Source organism: Rhizobium sp. 01T417, from assembly GCF_056398905.1.
This window is the reverse complement of the sequence record NZ_JBFTQH010000001.1, coordinates 147486-174364: the sequence shown is the minus strand read 5'-3', so window position 1 is coordinate 174364 and position 26879 is coordinate 147486. Positions and strand designations below refer to the sequence as shown.

General features: G+C 60.0%; 22 protein-coding genes and 1 riboswitch. Of the genes, 11 read left to right on the top strand and 11 right to left on the bottom strand.

Annotated features, from left to right (window positions below):
- Positions 1-98: 98 nt before the first annotated feature.
- Both AC1DPR_RS00855 and AC1DPR_RS00850 read left to right on the top strand, forming a co-directional pair.
- Entirely contained in the window at positions 99-2411 is a 2313-nt protein-coding gene (locus AC1DPR_RS00855) for an NADP-dependent malic enzyme (RefSeq protein ID WP_113471035.1), read from the top strand.
- A gap of 122 nt (positions 2412-2533) precedes the next feature.
- A complete protein-coding gene (locus AC1DPR_RS00850; RefSeq protein WP_477815611.1) occupies positions 2534-3616 on the top strand; it encodes a DUF2865 domain-containing protein in 1083 nt (360 codons plus the stop codon).
- A 6-nt stretch (positions 3617-3622) separates the two neighbouring features.
- On the opposite strand, the gene bluB is transcribed toward AC1DPR_RS00850, so the two are convergent.
- Both bluB and AC1DPR_RS00840 read right to left on the bottom strand, forming a co-directional pair.
- Complete coding sequence (gene bluB, locus AC1DPR_RS00845; protein ID WP_018854829.1) at positions 3623-4312, bottom strand: 5,6-dimethylbenzimidazole synthase; 690 nt, start codon at positions 4310-4312, stop codon at positions 3623-3625.
- Positions 4313-4352: 40 nt separating this feature from the next.
- Positions 4353-4534: riboswitch (cobalamin riboswitch) on the bottom strand.
- Positions 4535-4560: 26 nt separating this feature from the next.
- Positions 4561-5394, bottom strand: coding sequence for a TolB family protein (locus AC1DPR_RS00840; protein ID WP_018854828.1), 834 nt, complete (start codon positions 5392-5394; stop codon positions 4561-4563).
- Between the two features lie 217 nt (positions 5395-5611).
- On the opposite strand from AC1DPR_RS00840, the gene AC1DPR_RS00835 reads away from it, so the two are divergent.
- The 3 genes from AC1DPR_RS00835 to AC1DPR_RS00825 all read left to right on the top strand — a co-directional run bounded on the left by AC1DPR_RS00835 (position 5612) and on the right by AC1DPR_RS00825 (position 9155).
- The gene (locus AC1DPR_RS00835) at positions 5612-7540 is read left to right on the top strand and encodes an LTA synthase family protein (protein WP_192240596.1); all 1929 of its coding nucleotides are present in this window, start codon (positions 5612-5614) and stop codon (positions 7538-7540) included.
- 81 nt (positions 7541-7621) lie between these two features.
- Positions 7622-8146: a DUF1003 domain-containing protein gene (locus AC1DPR_RS00830; protein WP_477815610.1), complete on the top strand. Its 525-nt coding sequence runs from the start codon at positions 7622-7624 to the stop codon at positions 8144-8146.
- A gap of 133 nt (positions 8147-8279) precedes the next feature.
- Positions 8280-9155 carry a hypothetical protein gene (locus tag AC1DPR_RS00825; protein WP_018854825.1) on the top strand — a complete coding sequence of 292 codons (876 nt, stop codon included), beginning with the start codon at positions 8280-8282 and terminating at the stop codon, positions 9153-9155.
- Between the two features lie 124 nt (positions 9156-9279).
- Here the strand turns inward: AC1DPR_RS00825 and AC1DPR_RS00820 are convergent, their stop codons facing one another.
- The 4 genes from AC1DPR_RS00820 to rpiA form a co-directional block, all read right to left on the bottom strand.
- The gene (locus tag AC1DPR_RS00820) at positions 9280-10653 is read right to left on the bottom strand and encodes a class II 3-deoxy-7-phosphoheptulonate synthase (RefSeq protein WP_018854824.1); all 1374 of its coding nucleotides are present in this window, start codon (positions 10651-10653) and stop codon (positions 9280-9282) included.
- Between the two features lie 320 nt (positions 10654-10973).
- Positions 10974-12359, bottom strand: coding sequence for a glutathione-disulfide reductase (gene gor / locus AC1DPR_RS00815; RefSeq protein WP_018854823.1), 1386 nt, complete (start codon positions 12357-12359; stop codon positions 10974-10976).
- A gap of 110 nt (positions 12360-12469) precedes the next feature.
- A complete protein-coding gene (locus AC1DPR_RS00810) occupies positions 12470-13060 on the bottom strand; it encodes a DUF2059 domain-containing protein (protein WP_018854822.1) in 591 nt (196 codons plus the stop codon).
- A gap of 17 nt (positions 13061-13077) precedes the next feature.
- Positions 13078-13776: a ribose-5-phosphate isomerase RpiA gene (rpiA, locus tag AC1DPR_RS00805; protein WP_018854821.1), complete on the bottom strand. Its 699-nt coding sequence runs from the start codon at positions 13774-13776 to the stop codon at positions 13078-13080.
- 191 nt (positions 13777-13967) lie between these two features.
- On the opposite strand from rpiA, the gene AC1DPR_RS00800 reads away from it, so the two are divergent.
- Together AC1DPR_RS00800 and AC1DPR_RS00795 are read left to right on the top strand one after the other, a co-directional pair.
- Entirely contained in the window at positions 13968-14675 is a 708-nt protein-coding gene (locus AC1DPR_RS00800) for an HAD family hydrolase (protein ID WP_477815609.1), read from the top strand.
- Between the two features lie 310 nt (positions 14676-14985).
- Positions 14986-16149 (top strand): ABC transporter substrate-binding protein, encoded by a 1164-nt coding sequence (locus AC1DPR_RS00795; protein ID WP_477815608.1) that lies wholly within the window; start codon positions 14986-14988, stop codon positions 16147-16149.
- A gap of 178 nt (positions 16150-16327) precedes the next feature.
- On the opposite strand, the gene AC1DPR_RS00790 is transcribed toward AC1DPR_RS00795, so the two are convergent.
- A complete protein-coding gene (locus AC1DPR_RS00790) occupies positions 16328-18202 on the bottom strand; it encodes a L,D-transpeptidase family protein (protein WP_018854818.1) in 1875 nt (624 codons plus the stop codon).
- A 399-nt stretch (positions 18203-18601) separates the two neighbouring features.
- Between AC1DPR_RS00790 and fumC the strand changes: the two genes are divergently transcribed.
- Together fumC and AC1DPR_RS00780 are read left to right on the top strand one after the other, a co-directional pair.
- Positions 18602-19993: a class II fumarate hydratase gene (gene fumC / locus AC1DPR_RS00785; RefSeq protein ID WP_018854817.1), complete on the top strand. Its 1392-nt coding sequence runs from the start codon at positions 18602-18604 to the stop codon at positions 19991-19993.
- Positions 19994-20152: 159 nt separating this feature from the next.
- The gene (locus AC1DPR_RS00780; protein ID WP_477815607.1) at positions 20153-21760 is read left to right on the top strand and encodes a fumarate hydratase; all 1608 of its coding nucleotides are present in this window, start codon (positions 20153-20155) and stop codon (positions 21758-21760) included.
- A gap of 6 nt (positions 21761-21766) precedes the next feature.
- Here the strand turns inward: AC1DPR_RS00780 and AC1DPR_RS00775 are convergent, their stop codons facing one another.
- Positions 21767-22237, bottom strand: coding sequence for a hypothetical protein (locus AC1DPR_RS00775; RefSeq protein ID WP_477815606.1), 471 nt, complete (start codon positions 22235-22237; stop codon positions 21767-21769).
- Between the two features lie 96 nt (positions 22238-22333).
- Between AC1DPR_RS00775 and AC1DPR_RS00770 the strand changes: the two genes are divergently transcribed.
- Positions 22334-23404 (top strand): GGDEF domain-containing protein, encoded by a 1071-nt coding sequence (locus AC1DPR_RS00770; protein WP_025662762.1) that lies wholly within the window; start codon positions 22334-22336, stop codon positions 23402-23404.
- 134 nt (positions 23405-23538) lie between these two features.
- Here AC1DPR_RS00770 and AC1DPR_RS00765 read toward each other — a convergent pair whose 3' ends face one another.
- A complete protein-coding gene (locus AC1DPR_RS00765; protein WP_018854813.1) occupies positions 23539-24150 on the bottom strand; it encodes a pyridoxamine 5'-phosphate oxidase family protein in 612 nt (203 codons plus the stop codon).
- Between the two features lie 51 nt (positions 24151-24201).
- On the bottom strand, positions 24202-25155 hold the full coding sequence (locus AC1DPR_RS00760; RefSeq protein ID WP_477815605.1) for an alpha/beta hydrolase: 954 nt from the start codon (positions 25153-25155) through the stop codon (positions 24202-24204).
- A 45-nt stretch (positions 25156-25200) separates the two neighbouring features.
- Here AC1DPR_RS00760 and AC1DPR_RS00755 point away from each other — a divergent pair, with 45 nt between their 5' ends.
- A complete protein-coding gene (locus AC1DPR_RS00755; RefSeq protein WP_018854811.1) occupies positions 25201-25668 on the top strand; it encodes a MarR family winged helix-turn-helix transcriptional regulator in 468 nt (155 codons plus the stop codon).
- A 2-nt stretch (positions 25669-25670) separates the two neighbouring features.
- On the opposite strand, the gene AC1DPR_RS00750 is transcribed toward AC1DPR_RS00755, so the two are convergent.
- Positions 25671-26858, bottom strand: a complete 1188-nt coding sequence (locus AC1DPR_RS00750; protein ID WP_018854810.1) for a low temperature requirement protein A — start codon at positions 26856-26858, stop codon at positions 25671-25673.
- Positions 26859-26879 lie beyond the last annotated feature (21 nt).

Below are 26879 nucleotides of genomic sequence, written 5' to 3'. Positions count from 1 at the left end.
CTGTTTTCGCATTTCGAACGGAAATTCCGACTGTTCGACCATCCCGTTTGATGTATTGAAGGCAGTTCAAAGACAGCATGCGGCAGCCGGAGGCGATGATGGATCATCACGAAAAGTCCAAGACGGAAAAGAATTTGGCAGGTGGAAGCCTCGACGAGCAGGCGCTCTACTTCCATCGCTATCCGCGTCCGGGCAAGCTTGAAATCCAGGCAATCAAGCCGCTCGGCAACCAGCGCGACCTGGCGCTGGCCTATTCCCCCGGCGTCGCAGCACCCTGTCTCGCCATCCGCGACAATCCCGAGACGGCCGCCGACTATACCTCGCGCGCAAATCTCGTAGCGGTCATTTCCAACGGTACGGCCGTTCTCGGCCTCGGCAATATCGGTCCGCTGGCATCAAAGCCGGTCATGGAGGGTAAGGCCGTCCTCTTCAAGAAGTTTGCCAACATCGATGTCTTCGATATCGAGGTCGATGCAACGAGTGTCGATCAGATGGTCTCGACCGTCGCCTCGCTCGAGCCGACCTTCGGCGGCATCAATCTCGAGGACATCAAGGCGCCGGAATGTTTCGAGATCGAGCGCCGCCTCCGCGAGACCATGAAGATCCCGGTTTTCCATGACGACCAGCATGGCACGGCCATCATCGTCGCTGCGGCGATCCTCAATGGCCTGGAACTGGCCAACAAGAAGATCGACGAGGTCAAGATCGTCGCTTCGGGCGCGGGTGCCGCTGCCCTCGCCTGCCTCAACCTCCTCGTCACGCTGGGCGCCAAACGCGAGAATATCTGGGTCCACGACATCGAAGGCCTGGTCTACGAAGGCCGTACAGAGTTGATGGACGAGTGGAAGAGCGTCTACTCCCAAAAGAGYGACACGCGCACGCTTGCGGAAAACATCGGTGGCGCCGACGTATTCCTTGGCTTGTCTGCCGCCGGCGTGCTGAAGCCGGAACTGCTGGCGCAGATGGCCGAAAACCCGCTGATCATGGCGCTCGCCAATCCGACGCCGGAGATCATGCCCGATCTCGCCCGCGCTGCCCGCCCCGATGCAATGATCTGCACCGGTCGCTCCGACTTCCCGAACCAGGTGAACAATGTTCTTTGCTTCCCCTACATCTTCCGGGGTGCTTTGGATTGCGGCGCGGTCACCATCAACGAAGAAATGAAGATGGCTGCCGTGCGCGCCATCGCGGCACTTGCGCGGGAGGAGCCGTCCGACGTCGCCGCCCGCGCCTATTCGGGCGAAACGCCGGTCTTCGGCCCGAACTACCTGATCCCTTCGCCCTTCGACCCGCGCCTGATCCTGCGGATCGCCCCGGCGGTCGCGAGGGCTGCCGCCGAAAGCGGTGTCGCCCTGCGTCCGATCACCGATTTCGACGCCTATCTCGACCAGCTCAATCGTTTCGTCTTCCGTTCGGGCTTCATCATGAAACCGATCTTTGCTGCGGCGAAGAATGCCGAGCGCAAGAGGGTCATCTTCTCGGAAGGTGAGGATGAACGCGTGCTGCGCGCCGCGCAGGTGCTGCTGGAAGAAGGCATTGCCGAACCGATCCTGATCGGCCGCCCGCAGGTCATCGAAACGCGCCTCCAGCGCTACGGCCTGCGCATCCGCCCGCTTTCGGATTTCGACGTCATCAACCCGGAAGACGATCCGCGCTTCCGCGAATATGTCGATCTCTACTTCTCGCTGGTCGGGCGTCGCGGCGTCATTCCGGAGGCCGCCCGCACGATCGTTCGTACCAACACGACCGTCATCGGCGCGCTGGCGCTGAAGCGCGGCGAAGCCGACGCTCTGATCTGCGGCCTGGAAGGCCGTTACGAGAAACATCTGCGCGACGTTCGCCAGATCATCGGCAAGCGGCATGACGTCTGCGACTTCTCGGCACTCAGCCTGCTGATCTCGCAGCGCGGAGCCACGTTCTTCACGGACACCTACGTCACCTTCAATCCGACTGCGGAAGAAATCGCCGAGTCCGCGGTTCTCGCCGCCGAGGAAATCAAGCGCTTCGGCATTACGCCGCGCGTGGCCCTCGTTTCCCACTCGAATTTCGGCTCGCGTGAATCCGAGAGCGCGACGAAGATGCGTGCTGCTCTCAAGCTCGTTCGCGAAGCAGCCCCGGAGCTTGAAGTCGACGGCGAGATGCATGGCGAGAGCGCGATCTCCGACGCCCTGCGCAAGCGCGTCATGCCCGACACGACCCTGCATGACGAAGCGAACCTGCTGGTCTTCCCGAACCTGGATTCGGCGAACATCACCCTCGGCGTCGTGAAATCGATGATCGACGGCTTGCATGTAGGGCCGATCCTGCTGGGCGCTGCGCTGCCGGCGCACATCCTGGCGCCCTCGGTGACCTCCCGCGGTGTCGTCAACATGGCTGCCCTCGCCGTCGTCGAGGCTTCACAGCCGGCGTGATTTGCGGCCGATCGAGAAAATGCGCTAAGATTCCGACTGCAGCCTGTTAAGACAAACGGGCTAGCAATGGAGGCGCGGCGGGACGCCGCGCCTTACGACCTGCTCACCGATGGGACGATGCCTTGAACCGCTGGATTCTGTCATTCGCAGCCGCACTTGTGTTGATCGGCCCGGCCCATGCCCAGGTGCCGGCGATCTGCGGAGACCTGCGTGCCCGCCTTGCCGATCTGCCGCAAATCATCGGCAGCACGCCCGAGGTGCGCAAATTCGCCAGCGCCATCGCCGAACAGAACCTTGAGCTTCGCAAGGTCCGTAGCGATCTCCGTCAGAACGGCTGCACAAGCGGCAGCATGGTCGTGATCGGCGACGATGACGGCTATTGCGGGGAGCTTGAGCGCGCGGAGAGCAAAATGGTCGACAACATCCGTTATCTGCAGCAGCGGCGCGACGAGCTGCGTGGCCAAAGCGAGGATGTCCGCACGCGAAACGAGCTTCTTGCGGCGCTCGATGACAATGGCTGCAACGAGGAACAGTGGCCCGCCGACAGCGGCGATGGATATGCACCGCCTCCAAGCATTGAAGATCAGGCGCTGCGAAACGACACCTTCGTACCGCCGGGTGGCGATCCCGGCCAGCGCCGATACCTCCCCGGCATGTCGACGCCCTCTCATCTCAATACCGTCTGTGTGCGCACCTGCGACGGTGGCTTTTTTCCGTTAAGCTCGAATGCAACCTCGCAGGACTTCGCCCGCGATGCCGACACCTGCTCGAAGATGTGTCCCGGCATCGACACCGAGCTCTTTTATCATGACGTCTCCAGCACTGAGACTTCACAGATGATATCGGCGGCGACGGGCGCTCCTTACAGCGCAATGCCGAACGCTTTCGCCTACAAGAACCGCAAACCCGGCGAAAAATCATCCTGCAGCTGCGACCTCAACGCCTACTATGAGCGGATGCGAAAAAGCCAATCGATCAGCGAACCGCCGCAACAAGGATCGATCACCACGATCGAAACCAAGAAGCCCGAGCCAGCGAGCAAGGTCGCCGCCCCGGCTGCACCGCAGCCTCAGGTGCCGGACAGGCCATATGATCCGGCGACCAACAAGGTGCGCCAGATCGGTCCGCAATTCTTAGCCGGCGACCAAGGCACAATCGACCTCAAGCATCCGGCAAAGCCGGGCCCTCAGCCGCAGCAGCAATAGCCGCCCTCAGTCCGCTGGATTGTCCCAGCGATCCGTAAACACCAGTTCCTCCAGCACCAATCGCTGGCGCCATCCTTTGACGGCGAGTTCCGGCTGGTCATAGAGCCGGTCGACATAGCCGACGCAGAGCCAGGCAACGATCTCGACCCGATCAGGAACACCGAGGATGTCCTTGATATCGGACTCGTGAAAGATACTCACCCAGCCGACCCCCACGCCTTCGGCTCGGGCGGCGAGCCACAGATTCTGCACGGCGCAGACCGTGGAGTAGGAATCCATCCGCCGATTGTGCGTCCTGCCAAGAACGACATCGCCGCAGCGGTCCGGATCGCAGGTCACGCAGATGCTGAGCGGTGCGGTTCGGATGCCCTCAAGCTTCAGCGAGCGATAGAGCTGTTGCCGCCCGCCTTCAAACATCTCGCCGGCCTCGCGGTTGGCGCGATTGAAGGCCTGCCACGCGGCCTCCTTCACCTTGTCATCGCGCACCAGGATAAAATTCCAGGGCTGCATGAACCCAACGGACGGCGCGTGATGCGCGGCCGTCAGAAGCCTTTTGACGACGTCGTCCGGTATGGCATCCGGGAGAAACTCGGAACGCACGTCGCGTCGCGTCGAAATAGCCCTGTAGACGGCGTCGCGTTCCTCGGTCGAAAAGGCTGCGGCTCCCGACAGGGAGCCTGAATGGTCTGGTCGCATCGTCAATCCCCAACAACACAACCGCCCGCCGTCCACGCGGGTCAGTCTATGGTGTCGGGCCGGTCTTCTGACTTGGCGTCATCCGACTGCCGCGCCTTCCCGGTACTGGACCAGTGGCTCTTTGCGGCAGCCGTCAGCCTTACAGCGTTGGGCACGTTTCGGTCTTTCACCGAATTCCCGATTCTCCCGCCCGCGGCGGGCACCCGACGGACGCGTCTATGCCCATAAACCCTGGCCGACGCAATCCCTTAATCCGAGACGGGAAAGTAGCGCACATAGGCGAACTCATCACCTGACGGCGACCAGTTGGGCACGTTGATCGTTCCCTGCCCGCCGAAGAGATCGAAGAGCATCGTCAGGTTTCCGCCGTCCATGTCCATCAGCCGCAGGCGAACATCGAGATCGCGTGGATGGTCGAACACATCAGGATCGTAAGAAAGGATCAGAACCTTGTCGTTGTTGGGCGACGGATGGGCAAACCAGTTCCCATAGTTGTCACTGGTGACCTGCTCGAGACCGGTCCCATCGGGATGGATTCGCCAGATTTGCATGAGGCCGGTGCGGCTAGAATTGAAGTAGATCCATTGACCGTCGGCGGAATAGTCCGGCCCGTCATTGCGTCCCTCGCCGTGGGTCAGCCGCTTTTCTTCGCCGCCGTCAACGGAGATCGTGTAGATATCGAACAAATCGTTGCGGATGCCACAATAGGCGAGTTGCTTCCCGTCGGGCGACCAGCCGTGCCAATAGGATGGCCGATTTTGCGTCACCAGCCGCGGCGTACCACCTTCGGCCGGCAGCACATAAATCGTCGACTTCCCGAACTCGGTTTTGTCGGAGATGACGATCTGGCGGCCATCGGGCGAAATGCCGTGGTCGTTGTTGCAGGTCGTCGCAAAGCCGGTATCGACCTTGCCGACCTTGCTCGAACCATCAAGTGCGAGACGGTAGAGGAGTCCGTCGCCGTTCAACAGCAGATAGGTCCCATCCGGCGAAAAATTCGGCGCCTCAACGAGTTGCGTGGTTTGCCAGACGACGCGCGCCTCGCCTGTCCTGATGCTGTAGATCTCAACGGAACTGCGCAATCTGAATCCTCCTAAGCATCGAATCCGCCAGACCTACGACGGCTCGCCACTCAGCACAAGCAAATGCGCCTGACCGAGAATCTGGTCTGGAGGTAGTTCCTGCGTGATGGGCGTTTTATCCACCGATCACAAATGCAGGAAACCTAACGGTTCATCTAGCATTCATGACGAAGATGTGACAGTTCGACGAAGCTTCTATGACGTCGGAGTTTTCCAGTTGATCGCGTTGGTAATGAGGTCTGCAGCGGCAGCGCGTTTTGCGTCGCTTTCCACCGATTTCGGGGGAAGCGCTCGGTCGCCCGCCCTACGCACCGCACTCAGCGTTGCTTTTTGTGCCCTGCTTGCGCTCCTTGCCACCGCCACTGTGGAGATCATTGCCCGCGATGGGTTGGCCGACGTCCGCGAATTCCTGACATCGCCTGTGCGTCCGGGGATGACGACGGTTGTGATGTTGACTGTCCTGATGCTGTCGCTCGATGCAGTCCTGGGCCGGCGGTTCATTTCGGCGCTGATCGTTCTTCCGCTTGTGATCGTCCCCGCCATCGTATCCAACCAGAAGCAGCACTACCTTTCGGACCCGCTTTATCCATCGGACGTCCTTTTCGGGCGGCAGATCATGGAACTGCTCCCTGTGATGGTGCGCGACCGCCCCTGGACGGCCGTTGCGATGCTTGTCGGCATCGTCTTGTCCGTTACCGCGATTGTCTTCCTCTGGCGCTTCGCCTGGCGCAACTTCCCAAAGCTCCCAAGGGCCTCTCGCGTCCGCCGGCTTTGCGTCGGCCTGCCCGTTATCGCGGCTTTCGGGTCCTTGATGGACTATTCCCAATATTCCTTCATCCGTGACCGCCTGCAGGTGGTTCCGATGATGTGGGACCAGAAGGAAAACTACCGCAGCAACGGCTTCATCCTCGCCTTCATCTTCAACATTCCGATGGCAGACGTGGCAGCGCCTGTCGGCTTCGGTACAGAGGCGCTCGACGCCATCCCCGGCCGCAACTACGGCTACCTCAGCGGGCCACGCGAAAAGCCCGACGTGATCATGCTGATGAGCGAGTCATTCTGGGATCCGACCCGCCTGAAGACGCTGAGCCTGTCGCCAGATCCTATGCCGACGATCCGTGCAGAGCAGTCCGGCTATGTCTTCTCGCCGGAGTTTGGCGGCATGACCGCCAATGTCGAATTCGAGGCGCTGACAGGTTTCTCCAACGCCTTCCTGCCATACGGCAGCATTCCCTACCAGCAATACATCCGTCGTGATGTTCCCTCGCTCGCCACGTTCTTCCGTGGCGAAGGTTACGCGGCGCGGTCGCTTCATCCGTTCAGCGGCTGGTTCTGGAATCGCAACGAGGTTTACAAGGACTTCGGCTTCGAGCAGTTCCGCTCCGAAGAAACCCTGCCTCCCATGGAAAAGCGAGGCATCTTCGCTTCGGACGAGTCGCTTATGAAGGAGATCATGAACGAGGCTGACGGCATGGATCGCCCGTTCTTCTTCTTTGGTGTCACCTTGCAGGGACATGGCCCCTACGAACCGAACCGTTACGCCCACAACACTATCGACATCAAGGGCAACCTGAACGATGCCGACCGCGCCACCCTTGGCACCTATACGCAGGGTGTCAAGGAAGCCGACGACAGCCTCAAGATGCTGATGGATTGGGCAGAAAAGCGCGACCGCGAAACGATCATCGTGCTGTGGGGCGACCACCTGCCCCCGCTCGGCAATGTCTACATGGCGACCGGCTACATGCCGGACCAGGTTGCCACCCGCAAGGCATCAGTGAGCGTCATGAAGCAGGAACACGAGACCCCGCTCGTCATCTGGTCGAACAAGAAGGGCAGCAAGAAGGATGTCGGCACCATCAGCCCCTCACTGCTTTCGTACCACCTCCTGAAGTTCGCCGGCTTCGAGCATCCCTACTACACGGGCTTCCTCGGCCGCGTGCAGAAGAAGTACAGCGTCATCGACCGATATCAGCTCATTGCCCGCGACAACACGGCATCTCCCGATTGGGTCCTGAAGCCGAAGAACCTCGATCCCCTCGTCCGGGACTATCGATACCTCCAGCATGACATCATGTTCGGCAAGGCTCAGACGCTCGAGCGGTTCTTCCCGCAGCATGCCTGGCTCTATGCGCAAGGCACATAGAAAAGCGGCACAAGCCCGCATTGCAATTTGAAAACATTACGGAATACTGGCGCCCGAGCGATCTAGCATTCGGAGTCGGCCATGCATAACCTATCGGACCTCATCCACCATCACTTCGACAAGCCGGCCTACGAACTCGGCGAGATCGAAAGGCGCGTTCTCGCGAAGGCGCACGAGCGGAAGATAATCTCGACCGATATCAATGCCGCTCTTCAAGCCGAATCTTCCTCCGGCCAGCGCTTGGCAGATACGATTGCGCGTGTTGGCGGCTCGTGGAGCTTTATTATTGCTTTCCTGCTCTTCCTGGTCTGCTGGTGCGTTGTAAACACCATTGTATTGCTGACGCGCGCCTTCGATCCCTATCCGTTCATTTTCCTCAATCTCGTGCTTTCGATGCTGGCGGCGATCCAGGCTCCGATCATCATGATGTCGCAAAACCGCCAGGCGGAGCGCGATCGTTTCGAGGCGGCAAAAGACTATGAGGTCAATCTCAAAGCAGAACTGGAAGTTCTATCCCTGCATCAGAAGATTGACATGCGCGTGCTCACCGAAATTGCAGCATTGCGCGAAGACATCGAGCGTTTGAACCAGCGTCTGCCCAGTTGATCGAAGGATCCGGGATCGCTTGAATTTAACTATACCAATCGATTAACGATCCGCTAACCAAGTCCCGCATTGAAACATCGACGCAAATGTTGGAGGAGCAACGGGAACCAATCCGATCCGACAATACGATACGATGCTCACTGGCCGACTGCATACACGCGACGAAATCCTTCATCACCCTCTGTTTCTGTCGATCGAACGCCAGATCGCACTCCACCTTATCGACATACACAAGCGCGCTCCTCGCCTTGCCCGCCTCGCCGCCTCGCACCAAAAGTGGCTAATGACGCAAACGCTGTTTGCCATGCATGCCGGACGAGACCGAGGCAACCCACGTTCGGGGCTCACGGCCGGCCGCATGATGCAGGTGGCCAAAGAGTTCGATCTCGCCAGTAAGAATACGGCTGCGTCGTTCCTTGCAGAACTGATTGCCTATAAGTTCCTGCGGGATGCTGCCGATGAAACGCCCGACCGGCGCCTGCGTCGCCTCGAGACGACCGAGGCGAGCGAGGAGGCCATGGCCTCCTGGTTCCAGGGCCATATGGCCTGCCTCGATCAACTCGACGGCGGCAATCGCGCAAACCTGACCGCTGACACCCCGCGGCTCTTCCTTCTCGCACAGCCGCGAGCTGCGCGTGCCCTTATCCAGGATCCGGTCTGGAAGGAACCCCGGAGCAGCATCGGGCATTTCCTCTGGTCGGATGTCGGCGGCCTCGTGCTGCACGATCTGATCAGCCGCCTGCCGGACGACGCGCGGGAGCATGATCGCACTCTGCTGAAAGGCGTGACGATCAGCGAAATCGCGAGCGACTTCGGCATCTCCCTCACCAACTTGAAACGGATGTTCAAGAAAGCAGAAACGGACGGCATGCTCGGCTGGGAAAACCCGCGCAACCGTGGCACGCTATGGCTTTCCAAGACATTCATCGAGGACTATTTCCACTGGCAATCCGCAAAGTTTGCCGAATTGGACAGCGCTATCCACTGGGCGGCCGGCCAAATCCGCTAGAGCATTCCGCCGATGCGAACTCATACGGAGCGACGTCCGATACGGTAGTCAGAGCGCGCCACCCGCCACCATCGTATAAAACAAAAAAGCCCGGCATCAGGCGGGCTTTTTCTTCTATTTTCGATCAACCGTTGACGGCCATGCGCTTTTCGTCGCGCCCGCCCTTCATGCGCTCGGCCAGCAGGAAGGCCAGTTCGAGCGCCTGGTCAGCATTGAGACGCGGGTCGCAATGCGTGTGGTAGCGATCGTGCAGATCCTCGGCCGTGACGGCGCGGGCGCCGCCGGTGCATTCCGTCACGTCCTTGCCGGTCATCTCGATGTGGATGCCGCCCGGATGCGAACCTTCTGCACGATGGATCTGGAAGAAGCTTTCGACTTCCGACAGGATCCGCTCGAACGGACGCGTCTTGTAGTTGTTCAGCGTGATCGTGTTGCCATGCATCGGATCGCACGACCAGACGACCTTGCGCCCCTCGCGCTCGACCGCGCGGATGAGACGCGGCAGATGCTCGGCAACCTTGTCGTGGCCGAAGCGGCAGATCAGCGTCAGCCGGCCCGCTTCGTTTTCCGGATTGAGAATGTCGATCAGGTTCAGAAGATCGTCCGCCTGCAGAGACGGACCGCACTTCAAGCCGATCGGATTCTTGATGCCGCGGCAGTATTCGACATGGGCATGGTCTGCCTGGCGCGTGCGGTCGCCGATCCAGATCATGTGGCCCGAAGTCGCGTACCAGTCGCCAGACGTCGAGTCGACGCGCGTCAGCGCCTCTTCATAGCCAAGCAGCAACGCTTCGTGGCTGGTGAAGAAGTCCGTCTCGCGCAGGCTCGGATTGTTTTCCGCGCTGATGCCGATCGCCTTCATGAAGTCCATGGTTTCGCTGATGCGGCCGGCAAGCTTGCGGTAGCGCTCACCCTGCGGGCTATCCTTGACGAAGCCAAGCATCCACTGATGGACGTTCTCGAGGTTCGCGTAGCCACCCATTGCGAAGGCGCGCAGCAGGTTCAGAGTAGCGGCCGACTGGCGATAGGCCATAGCCTGGCGCTCCGGGTTCGGAATACGTGATTCTTCCGTGAACTCGATGCCGTTGATGATGTCGCCACGGTAGCTCGGAAGCGACACGCCATCCTGCGTCTCGATGCCGGAAGAGCGCGGCTTGGCGAACTGCCCGGCGATGCGGCCGACCTTGACCACCGGCAGCTGTGCCCCGAAGGTCAGGACGACGGCCATCTGCAGGAACGCACGGAAGAAGTCGCGGATGTTGTCGGCGCCATGCTCGGCAAAACTCTCGGCGCAATCGCCACCCTGCAGCAGGAAACCGTTGCCTTCTGCAACGTTGGCGAGATGCTTCTTCAGCCGGCGTGCTTCACCCGCAAAGACAAGAGGCGGATAGGATGCGAGCTGGGCTTCCGTTGCTGCCAATGCGGCCTGGTCCGGATAGTCCGGAACCTGCTGGATCGGTTTTTGCCGCCAACTACTCGGTGTCCAATTCTCTGCCATCTTACTCACCTGCTCCACCATCCGGTCAGTCCGGATGTTCCGTCCTAAAAATGTTGGGCGGCTTATAACCCTTTAGTGCCATCTTGCATAGCGGCGTTCCGCTCTTCGACACTGAGGATTAAATCGGCGACCACGCGCGATATAAAGGAATTCGATGACGTATTTTCAAACAGAAAACGTACGATCAACGATCACTATACCAAGACGGTTTGTATCCAATTTAAGCTTGTCTCGGAAAAACGCCGGCAATTCTAATGAAGCGTCATACAGGCGCTCTTCCTCAACGTGATCCGCACGCCCCACATCACCAGCTGCTGGCGTCAGACATGAACACCGTCCCGAATGCGATAGCTCGGGGCATACATTGTGACGAGCTCTTCCGCGGCCGTCGGATGCACGGCCATCGTCCGGTCGAAATCGTCCTTCGTGCAGCCCGCCTTCAGCGTAATTCCAAGGATCTGGGCCATCTCACCGGCGTCGTGGCCGAGGATATGCGCGCCCACAACCTTTTGGCTGGCAGCGACCACAATCAGCTTCATGATCATCTTCTCGCCACGCCCCGACAGCGTCGCCTTCAGTGGACGAAACTGCGCACGGTAGACCTCGAGCTCCTTGTAGCGCTTGCCCGCTTCCTCCTCGGTCAGCCCTACGGTACCGATCTCGGGCTGCGAGAAGACCGCCGTTGCGATCGTCTCGTGATCGGGCTTGGTCGGATTGTCCTTGTACTCCGTCTCGATGAAGCACATTGCCTCGTGGATCGCCACCGGCGTCAACTGTATCCTGTCGGTGACATCGCCGAGCGCATAGATGTTCGGGACGTTGGTGCGAGAATAGTCGTCGACCACCACCGCTCCGCGCTCGTCGGTCTTCACACCGGCGGCTTCCAGGCCTAGGCCTTCCGTATTCGGAATGCGCCCGAGCGCCAGCATCACGACATCGGCAACCAGCGTGCCGTTCTTCAGCGTCTCGACGGAAAGACGACCGTCCTCTTTCGATACCTTCTGCAGCATATCATGGCAGAGGATGCGGATGCCCTTGGCGGTCATCGCCTCGTGCAGTCCCTGGCGGAGGTCCTGATCGAAGCGCGACAGAATCTCGGCGCCGCGATAGATCAGCGTCGTCTCGACGCCGAGGCCGTGAAAGATATTGGCAAACTCCACCGCGATATAACCGCCACCCGCAATCACAATCGCCTTCGGCAGCTCCTCCAGATGGAAGGCCTCGTTGGAGGAAATGCAGAGTTCGTTCCCAGGCAAAGCCGCGTGCGGGTTCGGGCGGCCACCGGTCGCGATCACGATGGTCTTCGCGGTCACCGTCTTGCCGGTATTGACCAACCGGACCGTATGCGCGTCGACCAATTCGGCACGTGTTTCCAGGATTTCGGCGTTGGCGCCGGCCAGTCCCTTCTTGTAGAGCCCTTCCAGTCGCGCGATCTCGTTGTCCTTCGCGGCAATCAGCTTCTTCCAGTCAAACGAGCTCTCGCCGACCGTCCAGCCGAAGCCAGCGGCATCCTCGAAATGTTCATGGAACTGAGCCGCATAGACAAAGAGCTTCTTAGGCACGCAGCCGCGGATCACGCATGTTCCGCCGTAGCGGTACTCCTCTGCGATCGCGACCTTCTTACCGAGCGAGGCTGCAACGCGGGCGCTTCGCACACCGCCTGAGCCACCGCCAATGACAAAGAGATCGTAATCGTAGGACGTCATGAGAAACTCCGGATGGAATCGGCTGGTGAGGTGAAAGTGATATAGTATCGGCGGCCGCAAAAACAAAAGCCCGGACGGTGCCGGGCTTTTGATCTGTTATTCGCGCCTTCTTACGGCTTCGGCTTTGCAGCAGCCGGTGCAGCTGGCTTCGGCGCGGCCGTCGCGGCCGGGTTCGCCGGATCGGCAGCCGGTGGCGGGGCCTTGATGACCTTCACGAGTTCAGCGCTCGTCTGTTTCTGCAGATCGCGCGAGATGCCCTGCGCCCAAATGTCGGCGGCCTTGACGGTTTCGCGCGAAGCGATCGGGCCATCCTTGAGCAGCTTCTTGCCAACCGGCGAGTTGTAGAACTCGGCGATCGCGTTGAGTTCCTCGACGGAGAATGCCTTGGCATAGGTCAGCGCGGCTTCCTTCTCGAGATCGGCGCGACGCGGTGCAAGGGCCAGTGCCTGCTTGTCGACCTCAGCGGTGATCGCATCCTGGTAGTTCGGCGAGTCCTGGATGAGATCGGCCTTCAGGCGCTCAGCCAGTCCGGGCAGGATGTTGTCGAACTGCGCGGTGGCGCCGATCGCGTCGATCGCAGCGCGGGCCGCCTTCAGCTGCTCCGGAGAGGCTTCCTGCGCATGTGCGGCAAAGCCGAATGCGACGCCTGAGAAAATAACGGTCGCAGCAGCAAAACGGCCAAGACCTGCAAATTTAATCATGAGTTTCAATGCTCCTGTTACCTGTTCGCCCGCAGCGTGCGTGCGCCTGCTGGACCTGCAATGATCGCAAGCGCCGCCATTTTTAGAAAGAGCCCGTGTTCAACGACTCCGGGTATTGAATTCAGCTCGTTTGAAAGCGCCTCTGCATCAGGAATGCGGCCAAAAGATGCATCCAGGATGTAGTGGCCGCCGTCCGTCATGAAGTCTTCGCCACCGGATTGGCGCAGCGTCAGGCTGCCGCTCAACCCAAGCTTCGAGGCCTTCTTTTCGATCGCCATGCGTGTCGATACGAGTCCGAACGGATTGACCTCAATCGGTAGCGGAAATGCGCCAAGTGTCTCGACCAGTTTGCTCTCGTCGGCAATCACGATCATGCGCTGAGATGCCGCAGCGACGATCTTCTCGCGCAGCAGTGCACCGCCGCCACCCTTGACGAGCGTGAGGTCGGAATCGACCTCATCCGCGCCATCGATCGTCAGATCGAGTTCCGGCAGTTCATCCAGTGACTTCAGCGGTACGCCGAGCTCGACGCAAAGCCTTGCCGTGCGTTCGGAGGTTGGCACGCCTTCGACCTTGAAGCCGGTTGAAACCTTCTCTGCGAGCAGCCGAACAAACTCTTCGGCAGTACTCCCGGTTCCGATTCCAAGCCGCATGCCATATTCGACATGAGCGAGTGCGGCCTCGGCGGCCTTGATCTTCATTTCGCGGGCATCCATGCGCCGCTGACTCCGAATTATTGCGTTGGATGTGCTGTTTACACGGCTCGCTTGCCAAACGAAAGCCAAAAGAGCGTAATGATTTTTGAAAAGCCGTGGGCATTTGCAACTCGTCGCCTTTGCCGGCAAATATTGCTTTTCCGGTCCTCATCACCTACTGCCGATGACATCATTTCTGAAAGGCGCAATCCTTGACCCCTGCCCTTGTTGTATTCGATCTTGACGGAACACTGCTCGATACTCACACCGATCTTGTTGAGAGCCTGAATTATACGATCGCGGCAATCGGTGTGGCGCCGGTCAGCTACGACGACCTCACGCATCTCGTCGGACATGGCGCCAAGGTCATGATCGAGCGGGCCTGCGGTCTTCGAGGACATCCGTTGGCACAGGAACAGCTTCCTGCCCTGCTCAACCGCTTCATTGCGCACTACACCGACAACATGCCGGGACATACCGCGCCTTACCCCAGCCTGGTCGAGGCAATGGATCAACTGAAGAGTGCCGGCTGCAAGCTTGCCGTTTGCACCAACAAGCTCGAGGGCCTGGCGCGCAACCTGATCGAGAAGCTTGAACTCACCCATTATTTCGATGCCATTGCCGGCGGCGACACCTTCACCGTCAGGAAGCCCGACGCCCAACATCTTCTCGGAACCATCGAGCGCGCCGGCGGCGATGTCCGCAGGACCGTCATGATCGGCGACAGCGTCAACGACATTCTTGTTGCCCGCAATGCCGGCGTCCCTTCGATCGCCGTGCCGTTCGGCTATTCCGACGTCCCCGTCGAGACCCTCGGGCCAACGAGCGTGATTACGCATTTCAAGGAGTTAACTCCTGCCCTGATCGACGAATTGATCGAGGACTTCGCCTCGGCAACGCCGGCGGCGGCGGCAGGCTGACGCAAAAGAAAAGGCGGCCCGCGGCCCCTAACCCGATCGCGCGAAAAAACCCTCGCGAAACCCTGACCTACGCAAGGAGGTTTTGCGACATGCCCAGCCTCGACTATGGACTCTTCTTTTGCAGAGGCGCAGATTCAGGATACAAGGCGCAAGTTGCAAATCGTCCGATGCCGCATGCGTGATATGCGCAACTGATACATGATTGGCTCGCGATAGTTCCAAGTGGGTTGCGCATAGCCCGCATGTCCCTGTTCAGGTGACCGACGAATGGACGGTGCGACTGCGTTCCAGAACCGTCACGGAGGGAAATATGCCTGATTTCCAGCGCAGAAAATTTCTCGTTCAAGGTAGCACGGCGGCGCTCGCCGGGATGGCCGGTCTCAATTCTTCATCTCCTGCGTCCGCGGCTCCGACGGACGAGCTCGTGGCCGCTGCCAAGGCAGAGGGCCACCTCACCGTTGTCGGCCTGCCTCGCGACTGGTGGGGATACGGGGACATCATCGACGGTTTCAAGGCGAAATACGGCCTTGGTATCACCGAACTTATGCCCGATGCGGGATCGGCCAAGGTGATCAATACCATCAGAAATGCGAGGGACACAGCCGACTCGCAAGCGCCGGATGTCATCGACGTCGGTCTGCCTTTCGCCTTATCGGCGAAGAGGGACGGCCTGCTGCGGCCTTACAAGGTGGCGGCGTGGGAAGCCATTCCGGACGCAGCCAAGGATCCTGATGGATACTGGTACGGCGGCTACTACGGCACGCTTGCCTTCGAGGTCAACGCGGATATCGTGACGACGATGCCGACCGATTGGGCGGACCTCGCCTCGCCGAAATACAGAAATGCCGTGGGTCTCGCCGGCAATCTGACATCAAATCAAGCTATCCAAGGCATTTTCGCTGCGGGCCTGTCAGCTGCTCACGGGAACGCGGACGAGGCAGCCGATCAGGGGCTGAGCTTCTTTGCAGACCTCAGCCGCCGCGGCAACTTCGTTCCTATCGTCGGCGGCCTTGCTTCGCTTGAGGACGGGCGCACGCCTATCCTCGTTAGCTGGGACTACCTTGCAGCTACTGATCGGGAACGATCAGGAGGACGAACCAGGATTGAGATCGTGAGGCCGAAGACGGGCATCGTCGGTGGCGTCTATGCCCAGGCCATCAGCGCGTTCACTCCGCATCCGAACGCAGCCCGATTGTGGATGGAATACCTATACACTGAGACGCGGGCCTTCCTGAATAGCGGGTATGCGCCTGCCGACTTGGAAGGAAAGCTGGCACGGGTTCAGCATTCTGGTACCGAAGTCTACCCGCTCTTCCCAACACAGGAAGAACTCGATAGGGCAAGGGAGATCATCACCAACGGGTGGGGAGACGTCGTCGGAGTGCAAATCCAGTGTCTCCCGTGCGGAAGCCCTTCCGGTATCCCAATGGTTTTCAGTGAAGGCACCATCGGACAGCGCACGATGTCGCGGTAGCCGATATGGTTTTGATCGCCGTGCCATTCGACTATTCCGACATCCCGTCGAGATCCACGGAGCCTGCACAGATCGACGAATTGATCGCGGAGCTTGCTTCCGCAACGCGCGCAGCGGCGGCAAGCCGATCGCAAAAAGAAAAGGCGGCTCCCCGGCCGCCGTCATATCATCGGCGCGATCAAATCTGCGCGTCACGCGCCTTCGTCGTCGCATCGAAAGCCTTCTGCACATAGGCGTCGCGGCCGTATACGTCATCGAAATACTGGATGACACCATCCTTGTTCGGCCAGGCCGTGAAGTAAGCCACGTAGACCGGGATCTTCTGCGGAACCTGCAGGGCGTGGTTCTTGCCCGTGGCAATCTCCTTGCCGATCTGGTCCACCGACGTGTTCAGCACGGCCGCTGCCATCGCGCGTGGCTCGGCAAGGCGGACGCAACCATGGCTGAGGGCGCGCATATCGCGTTTGAAGAAGCTCTTCGAAGGCGTGTCATGCATGTAGATGGCGTGAGCATTCGGGAAAAGGATTTTGAGTTCGCCAAGCGCATTGTCGTCGCTCGGCGGCTGGCGCACGGAAACGTTGGTCGTCGAGCCGTACCAGTCGACGCTGGACGACGCCACGGCGCGACCGCCGACTGTTACCTCATAGCCCATCCGGTCCAGATAGCTCGGGTCGGAGCGCAGGCGCGGCAGCATCTCGTTGATGATGATCGACTGCGGCACACCCCAGAAAGGATTAAACTCGACCGTCTCGATCTGATCCTGGAAGAAGAAGGTCTGGTGCGAAGGCTGACCGATCACCACGCGCATCGACAACTGTTCCTTGTTGTCGTTGTGGTAGTAGACCATATAGGCCGGCTGGTTGATGAAGACGTAGCGCGAGCCGAGGTCGGCCGGCAGCCAGCGGGCCTGCTCCAACGCAACAATCAGCTTCTCGACCTTCGATGCGTTGCTGTCGCCGCCAGCCATGATGCGGACCGTCGCCTGGCCGATAACGCCGTCCGGCTTCAGTCCATGTTCCTTCTGGAAACCTTCAACGAGCGAAACGATCTCAGGCGAATATTCGGTGCTGCCCGTATAGGCGGAGAGCGTACTCGCATGTTCCGCCTTGAGCGCGGCCGAGCCATGCTTGCCGATCGCCTTCACGATGTTCGGGATTTCGGACGAGTTGTCGCCCGGACGAAGCAGGCCGCTCAGCGCGATATCGATGCGCTCTTCGCTGGCTCCCTCTGCGCGCAACTTCGCCAGTTCGCCTTCGAGTGCAACGAACTGCGGCGCATCCGGCGTACGGCTTCTGAGATAGGCCGGGGTATCCGGGCTCATGCGGGCGAGCTTCAGCACCGGCGCAAGGTTCACGTCCTTACGCTTGAAATCGTGATAGCCGGAGAGCTTGTTCGGATCGACGCGACCACGAACTGTATCCTGGACATAGGCGAGCACCTTTGCGGACAGTTCCAGTTCAAACTGCGTCAGGGCGCGGTCACGGACTGCCGGATCCGGATTGGTCGGATCCTCCGCCGGCACCTGGACCGCATAGTCGGCCGGGTCGAGACCGACCGAAGCGGCATCCGCCAGAACGTCCATCGCCGCCTTGGCACGATCGTTGACATCCGTTCCGGCGAGCCAGACCAGCGGATTCTTCACATCGCCGTAATAGGCCTCAAGCGCCCTGGCGACTTCGACGGGGGCGCGCACCTTCGCCTCAATAAGGAAGCGGCGCTGTACCGACGGCGTTGCCTCGGTCGCAGCCGACGCATCGGCAACTGCCCCGGTGACGACAGGATCGGTAAATTTACCGGTATCGACGAAGCGCATCGCATCTGGCTGATAGGTATAGTAGCGTGGGCTCGAAACCTTCGGCAGCGGCGCATCCGGAGCCGACTGAAGGAAGGACGGAACCGACCGCCTCGGATTGACAATCGTGCTCTGGGTGCGAGCGCGATCCCCGCGGATCATATCCATCAACGTGTAAGCCTGCGCGGGCGTGGAACCCATCGCAGCCATGCCGCAGGAAAGCGCTAGTGCGGAAGCCGCACCTTTCAGAAGGAATGTCATGCTTTTATCCAGTCCCAGTGTCATGCTGTCTTCAAATCGCGGGCAAAAACCCGCCTTAAAACTCGTTTCATCCGGCGCGAGCGTCACATGGCAGAAACTGGCCGCAGCCGCCAGCCTTGGGCCTCTCAACCCAAAGTAACGCGGAAAACGCTTATGCCGAGCCCCAGTTCACACAAAATAATGAAATTATTAGTTAATTTTTTACTTTATTTTCGCCTTCGGACACAGTGGCCAACGAGGCACTGAAATATAAAAATTTAGCCGTGTCTAAATGGCCACTGATCACCCGCCGATAACATGATTTATACATTCATATTTTGCATTTCCAGCAGTTTTCTTCGTCCCGTTTCGGACCTATAAGACCCATCTCCGAAGGCACCGCGACAGAAAGGCATGACCATGACCTCCACCCGCACCGAAACAGATACGTTCGGCCCGATCGAAGTACAGAACGACAGATATTGGGGTGCTCAGGCGCAGCGCTCGCTCGGCAATTTCAAGATTGGCTGGGAGAAGCAGCCGCTTTCGATCGTTCGCGCCCTCGGCATCGTCAAGCAGGCGGCGGCGCGTGCCAACATGGCGCTCGGTCAGCTCAATCCGGAGGTCGGCAACGCCATTGTCGACGCGGCGCAGGAAGTGATCGACGGCACGCTCAACGACCACTTCCCCCTCGTTGTCTGGCAGACGGGCTCCGGCACGCAGTCAAACATGAATGCCAACGAAGTGATCTCCAACCGTGCCATCGAATTGTTGGGCGGCGTCATGGGATCGAAGAAGCCGGTGCATCCCAACGATCACGTCAATATGAGCCAGTCGTCAAACGACACCTATCCGACGGCCATGCATATCGCCTGTGCGGAGCAGATCGTGCGCCACCTGCTTCCGAGCTTGAAGCACCTGCACGCCGCGCTCGACATGAAGGTCACCGAATTCAGCCACATCATTAAGATCGGCCGCACGCACACGCAGGATGCGACGCCGCTGACGCTTGGCCAGGAATTCTCCGGCTATGCAGCGCAGGTCGGCTCCGCCATCAAGCGCATCGAATTGACGCTTCCTGGCCTTTGCGAGCTGGCACAGGGCGGCACCGCGGTCGGCACCGGTCTCAACGCGCCTGTTGGATTTGCCGAGAAGGTCGCTGACGAGATCGCCGAAATCACCGGCCTGCCCTTCGTGACGGCCCCGAACAAGTTCGAAGCACTCGCCGCCCATGACTCCATGGTGTTCAGCCATGGCGCCATCAATGCGGCCGCCGCCGCGCTCTTCAAGATTGCCAACGACATCCGCCTGCTGGGCTCCGGTCCCCGCGCTGGCCTCGGCGAACTCGCCCTTCCCGAGAACGAGCCCGGCTCCTCGATCATGCCCGGCAAGGTCAACCCGACCCAGTGCGAGGCGCTGACGCAGGTCTGCATCCACATCTTCGGCAACAACGCGGCCCTCACCTTCGCCGATAGCCAGGGCCACTTCGAGCTCAACGTCTACAATCCGATGATGGCCTACAACTTCCTCCAGTCGGTGCAACTGCTCGGCGACGCCGCCGTTTCTTTCACCGACAATTGCGTCGTCGGCATCGAGGCGCGCGAGGACAACATCAAGGCCGGTCTCGAACGGTCCCTGATGCTGGTCACGGCGCTTGCTCCGAAGATCGGCTATGACAACGCCGCCAAGATCGCCAAGACCGCGCACAAGAACGGCACGACCCTGAAGGAAGAAGCGTTGGCGAGTGGCCTCGTCACCGTCGAGGAATACGACGCAATCGTTCGCCCTGAAACGATGATCGGCCCGAAGTAAGCCTGCCTCCTCGCTTGCTTGAAACAGTTGACACCGCCGTACCCGCGGCGGTGTTTTCCAGATTTTCATGACTAAAACAGACAAGTTTTAGAATTATTGCAATTGCGAAGACGCCCGAATAGATCATCTGCGATTTCGGTCCGCATGAAAGGTCCCTCGATGGCTGACGATCTTTTCCCCCTCAGCAAAGACTCCACCCAATACCGCAAGATCAGCAGCGACTACGTCTCTGTCGACAGCTTCAAGGGGCAGGATATCCTGACCGTCGAGCCGGAAGGCATCCGCCTCCTTGCCGAAACGGCCTTTGCCGACATCAACCATCTCCTGCGACCCGGCCACCTGAAGCAGCTCGCCTCGATCCTCGAAGACCCGGAGGCGACCGACAACGACCGCTTCGTTGCTTATGACCTGCTGAAGAACGCCAACATCGCCGCAGGTGGCATCTTGCCGATGTGCCAGGACACCGGCACGGCGATCATAATGGGCAAGAAAGGACGCCGCGTCTGGACCGAAGGTGAGGACTACTCGGCTCTCGCCAAGGGCGTCATGGACGCGTACGAGAAGAAGAACCTGCGCTATTCGCAGCTCGCGCCCATCAAGATGTTCGAGGAAAAGAACACCAAGAACAACCTGCCGGCGCAGATCGACATCTACGAGGAAGGCACCGACTCCTACGACTTCCTGTTTGTCGCCAAGGGCGGCGGTTCGGCCAACAAGACCTTCCTCTACCAGGGCACCCCGTCGCTCCTGACGCATCACCGGATGATCGACTTCCTTAAGGAGAAGATCCTTACGCTGGGTACGGCAGCCTGTCCCCCCTACCATCTGGCGATCGTCATCGGCGGCACCTCCGCCGAAATGAACCTGAAGACCGTCAAGCTCGCCTCGACGCGCTACCTCGACGATTTGCCGACCGAAGGTTCCGAGAGCGGCCACGCGTTCCGCGACCTCAAGATGGAGAAGGAAATCCACAAGCTGACGCAGCAGATGGGCGTCGGCGCGCAGTTCGGCGGCAAGTATTTCTGCCACGACGTCCGCGTCATCCGCCTGCCCCGCCACGGCGCATCCCTTCCGATCGGCCTCGGCGTTTCCTGCTCCGCCGACCGCCAGGCGAAGGGCAAGATCACCCGCGACGGCATCTTCGTCGAGCAGCTGGAGACCGATCCCTCCAAATACATGCCTGAGATCGACGAGTCGAAGCTGTCGGACTCGATGGTCCGGATCGATCTCAACCAGCCGATGAGCGCAATCCTGGCCGAACTCAGCAAGCACCCGGTCAAGACCCGCCTGTCGCTGACGGGCACGATCATCGTCGCGCGCGACCTTGCCCACGCCAAGATCCGCGAGCGACTGGAAAAAGGCGAAGGCATGCCGGATTACATGAAGAACCATCCGGTTTACTACGCCGGCCCGGCCAAGACCCCGGCAGGCTACGCCTCAGGCTCTTTCGGCCCGACGACCGCCGGTCGCATGGATTCATATGTCGACCAATTCCAATCCTTCGGCGGCTCCATGGTGATGCTTGCCAAGGGCAACCGCTCCCGCGCCGTGCGCGAAGCCTGTAAGACACATGGCGGCTTCTACCTCGGCTCGATCGGCGGACCGGCTGCCCGCCTCGCGCAGGACTGCATCAAGAAGGTCGAGGTGCTGGAGTATCAGGAACTGGGCATGGAAGCCGTGTGGAAGATAGAGGTGGCAGACTTCCCGGCCTTCATCGTCACCGACGACAAGGGCAACGACTTCTTCCAGGAATTCAACCTCGGCTGATCGACGTCAATGGATTGCCGCGGTCGCCCGATGGTCGACCGTGGCGGTATCGACGCGATTTGCGAGATCAGCAACATTGAGGACCTCCTCCGCCTTCACGCTGGCGAGAATGTCGCTGCGAAATACACCGTCGAAGAAACCATCCTGCTGGATCAGCGCGACGGAGCCTGCAATGACTGCAGCAACAAGGACGATCGGCGAAGTGTGACGAGAGCTTTCCAAGATCTCTGCCTTCCGTTGGAGCCACACGGCTCTTTCGGGGGGAATGTGCGCCTTCTCGCCGATCCGCGACAGCGCGACCGATCGACACCGACTGTCAACAAATATGAAACAATGCAAAAGCAACTGAAACGACTGGTTGGATTTTTTATTTTGCGCCACTCGCCCATAAGGCGAAATTACCGCAACCCTTCTGCAGCTTCTCAGATAAAAATCAATACGATAAGCAAATAACGCAGAATAATGGATAAATTTCACATGTAATCATTGGTATATCCTCTCTTAATCATTTCCCAATATTTCTTAGCTATCAAATTAAAGACTGCATTTGACATTCAATTGAGGAGTAGTCGCATGACGACGGCCGCAGCGCCAACGAGGGCGCAGGTTCCCGACGTGGCAGGTCAGATCACGTTCGCCATGCGCTCCATGGGCGTCGCACCGATCCCTCGGAACTACGAACTCTTTTACGAAGCCTATATCGGCTCCAACCCGGCGCTGACACGAGATCTTGCTGCGCTCGGCAGTCAGGCGACGCAGGAGGAACTGGACGCGCTCGGGGCGCAGTATTTTACGCACAGCCCTGCCCGTGTGTTCGACGACGCGCACGGTCGCATTGCCGCCGAGCTCGAGACGCTGCTGCGCGTGCTGCGCCAGGAGCAAATCTCGCTGGAGAGCTACAACAAGCTGCTTGGCGAAACCTACAAGCGGATCAGCTCGAAGAACCATACCAGCGTGGAGCTTATCGAAAACGCCCTCAGCCTGCTCACGCAGGCAACCGGCGACACCATGGCGCACGGCGAACGCACGGTCGAGAACGTCGTCCAGCGATCGCAGGAAATGGATCAGGTCCGCAAGGAGCTTGACGAATACAAGCGTATCGCCAACACGGACTCATTGACACGCCTGTCGAACCGCCGTGCATTCGACGATCGCCTCGCCGCCGTCTACAACAATCCGGCCATGCGGCCCGTTACTGCGCTGGTGCTCGCCGACATCGACAATTTCAAGAAGATCAACGACACCTACGGTCATCCGGTCGGCGACAAGATTCTCGCCACGGTCGCCTCGGTCATCCGCGCCAACGTCCGCCGCGACGTTTTCGTCGCCCGCACCGGCGGCGAGGAGTTCGCCCTCATCATAGAAGGCAACACGGCCGACGAAGTCATGGGGATGGCCGAGCGCATTCGTCGCACGCTGGAAACGACGCCCTTCACCAACTCGCGCACCAGAATAAACTACGGGCCGGTCACGGTATCGGTCGGCGTCTGTATGGCGTCCTACGCGGAAGACGCCGGCGAGCTTTACCACAGGGCCGACGTTGCCCTTTACGGCGCAAAGAATTCCGGCCGCAACTGCAGCGTCCTCTTCGAAGACGGTATGCAGAAGGACTTCACGAAGAGCTGGCTGATCTACAAGGGATAGACCCTGGCAAGCAGCGTCTTCGCCTGCCTGTCGATGAGCTTGATTTGCCGCAATCGCCCGTCGGCATCGCAATGGACCGCGATTTGCGCGGCCCTCCTTCCTAAGAGGTGGGCCTGCCAATCCTACGCGGAAGCCTACCACATCGTCCTGGCGGCACGCTCCGGCCATTCGCGGTCATAGGTTTCGTAGTCGAAATCCCCTGTCGCCGCCTTCAGCATCAAACCGGGCGTTGGCAGGCTCTTCGGATCGATGAAGGTTGCCGGATTCCACAGCTCCGAACGGATCAGCGCACGAGCGCATTGGAAATAGACCTCGTCGATCGTAATGACGATCACCGTACGCGGATGCTTTCCGTCCATCACGAAGCTGGACAGGACTGCCTCGTCGTTCGTCACGACACCACGCCCGTTAATACGCATGGTGGTGTTCGAACCGGGAATGAGGAACATCAGCGCCAGGCGTGGATCCCGCACGATGTTGGAGAGCGAATCCACCCGGTTATTGCCGCGCCAGTCAGGCAGATGCAGCGTCCGGTCGTCGACGATGCGCACGACGCCGCCGATATCACCGCGCGGCGAACAGTCGAGGCCTTCGGGTCCCACCGTCGCGAGTGCCACGAAGGGCGACGCCTCGATCATCTCGCGATAGAGCGGCGTCAGATAGTCCGTCACCTTGGCTACGGATGCCTGCGTCAGCCCGCCAGCGTAGATCGCTGCGAGTTCCTCTACCGTTTCAATGATTTTCATGACTGTCCTGCCGCTTTTTATCGTGGCGGCCTTTAGCTGCCTAACGTGACGTTACAATGACACGCGCCGCGCAGGAAGAGCGAAAAGCGGAATGATCTCAGCATCCTTTCCGGAATCGTCCTCCGCGAGAAAACCCCTAATCGCATCGAGAACCGACCGCGCCGCCACGATGCGACGGTGCCCGAAGCCATTTGCCCAGTGGAGCCGCACGGCATTGCCTGCGGCCGCGTAACGCCGAGCGTGATTGGCACTCACTTCCTTGTCGTCCTCCGCGTGCACGATCATCACTGGCCGCTGGATCGCGCCGGCCGCCCCGCTCGCATCGAACGCCTCCAGTCGCCGACCGGTGACACGGTGCACCTCGTTCTCCAGCGCCTGCTGTGCCGGGCGCCTAAGCCCGATCAGCCTGCCGAAATCCTTGAAGAGCCAGTGCATTTCGCTTGGCGAGCCGATCAGCACCAGCTTTTCCGGAAGCACGGCAGACTCGCCAGGCAACATGCCTGCCGCGGCCACCATCAGCGCGGCGCCGCCAAAGGAGTGGCCGATCGCGGCATCGAACGCACCGAATCGACGCTCGGCCGCGGCGATCGCCTTCACCGCCATGCCCATGTGGAGCATCCTCCCCGCCGCGCGGCCATGACCGGGAAAGTCGACCGCGATCACTTCCGCGCCGGTTGCCGCCAAGGTCGTCGCGATGTCGGCCATGTAGGCACAGCTCGATCCCCAGCCATGGGTCACAAGATAGCGCGGGCGCCGTCCCAAGGCGCCACCGTTCAGCCGATAGGCATGCGCCCGTCCGCCGCCGGCCAGACGAAGCGTGAACCGCTCCGCTCCGGCAAGCTTTGCCGCGCCGGCCGCATGTGCTGCTTTCGCCTTCTCGCCCTTCGGCCTTGTCGAGGGTGTTACGCAGAACAGGCGGAACGCCGCCGTCCCGGCGAGGCGCGGCGAAACCGACTGCAGCAGGGAAAAACCGAGGCGGGTGACCTTCAGCGCAAAGTTTGTCATAGTGGGAATCCAATAATGTTCAACACTGAACAATAAAGTACAACGATGAACAAAAATCAATCCCTGCCCTGGGATCATCCGCGTTTTCGCAGCTGGATCGCTGTTGCCCGCGCCTGCCAACTCATGCAGCAGTCGCTCGGTCGCTCGCTATCCGAACTCGATATCAAGACCCCGCACCTCGATATTCTGATCAATCTCTATCGCTTCGAGGGCATCTCGCAGCAGGAACTCGCCCGCAAGCTGCTGGTCGGTCGCTCGAACATGAGCATGCTCTTGCCGCAGATGGAGAAGCGCGGGCTGATCGAACGGCGCGGCGATGAGAAGGACAAGCGCGTACTGCGCCTCTTCCTGACGCCGGAAGGCCGGAATGTCACGGAGAAGGCCATGGTCATCCAGACCGACCTCATCGAGCGGGTGCTTTCGCCCGAGCCGATCGAGCAATGCATGGCGATGGCCGGATCAATGGAACGGATCATCCGGGTCCTGCAGCAAGACCTTGTCGACGAAGACTGATCTCAGTGAACGGTGTGGCCGACCGTTTGCCCCGCAAGGGATTTGTATTCCCACGCGGCCACGATGATCAGCACCAGCATCGCGAGGATACCGGCAAGGTAGACCTCGATGAACGGCGCAATGAAGGCGAGCAGAATCAAGAGCACAAGGCCGGCCAGATGCGACAGCGGCATACGTCCGCTGGTCGCCCCTTTGAACCAGAGATTGCCGGCAAGAAACAGTCCGGAGCCACCGAGTACGGAGGCCATCACGCCTAGATTGCCAGTCTCATGCGGATGCGAGAACATGAACTCGACGGCGACGGCGTGAACGATGATGCCCGCCAGGATCGGGATATGGGCATAGGTGAACGCCAGCCGTGCCAGGCTTCCCGGCGTTTCGTCGTGTTCGATCCGATGCGCCGCCCGCTCGTGGCCGAAGCGGAAATAGAGCCACCACATCGCCACCGTCCCCGCGAATCCAGTCCCGAAGACGACCGCCGTCAATGGCGAAAACGGCATTTCCGAGAAAGTCCGCCCCGACACCAGCACCGCCTCGCCAAGGCAGATGATGACGAAAAGCGCGCAACGCTCGGCCATATGCGCGCCCGACACGTCCCAGTCCGCGGCGGTCGATTTGCCAAGTCCCGGGACGGTAAAGCCGCTCGCCGGAGCGGCATATTCGATAGCAAGGGCGATGAGCCATGCGATCAGTCGCGCCTCGTGTTCCAGAAGGCCGCCGGCGATCCAGAAGACGCCGGAAAATATTAGCCAGCTACTGATGCGCACGAAATTTCGATACTTCAAGGCGTCCGACTTGACCGCATAGCACGCAAACAGCGATCGACCGACCTGCATGAGCACGTAGGACCCGGCAAAGAGCAGCCCCTTGTCGCCAAAAGCCTCGGGGATAGACGCGGAAAGAACCAGGCCAAGCAGCATCAAGACGACGAGCATGCCGCGAACCGCCATCTTGTCGGGGTCGAGCCAGTTTGTAACCCAGGTCGTGAATATCCACACCCACCAGACGGCAAAGGTCATCAGGCCGGCTTCAAGAGCGCCGAGCGGCGTATAATGCGCCGCGAGGGCATGCGAGAGCTGCGAGATCGAGAAGACGAAGACGAGATCGAAAAACAGTTCGAGGAAGCTGACCCTGCTTTCACTCGGACTGCCTTTGGCGCGCAGCCAGTTTCGCTTGCTCGTTCCCGCCATGCATTTCCCCCTTGCGGCAAT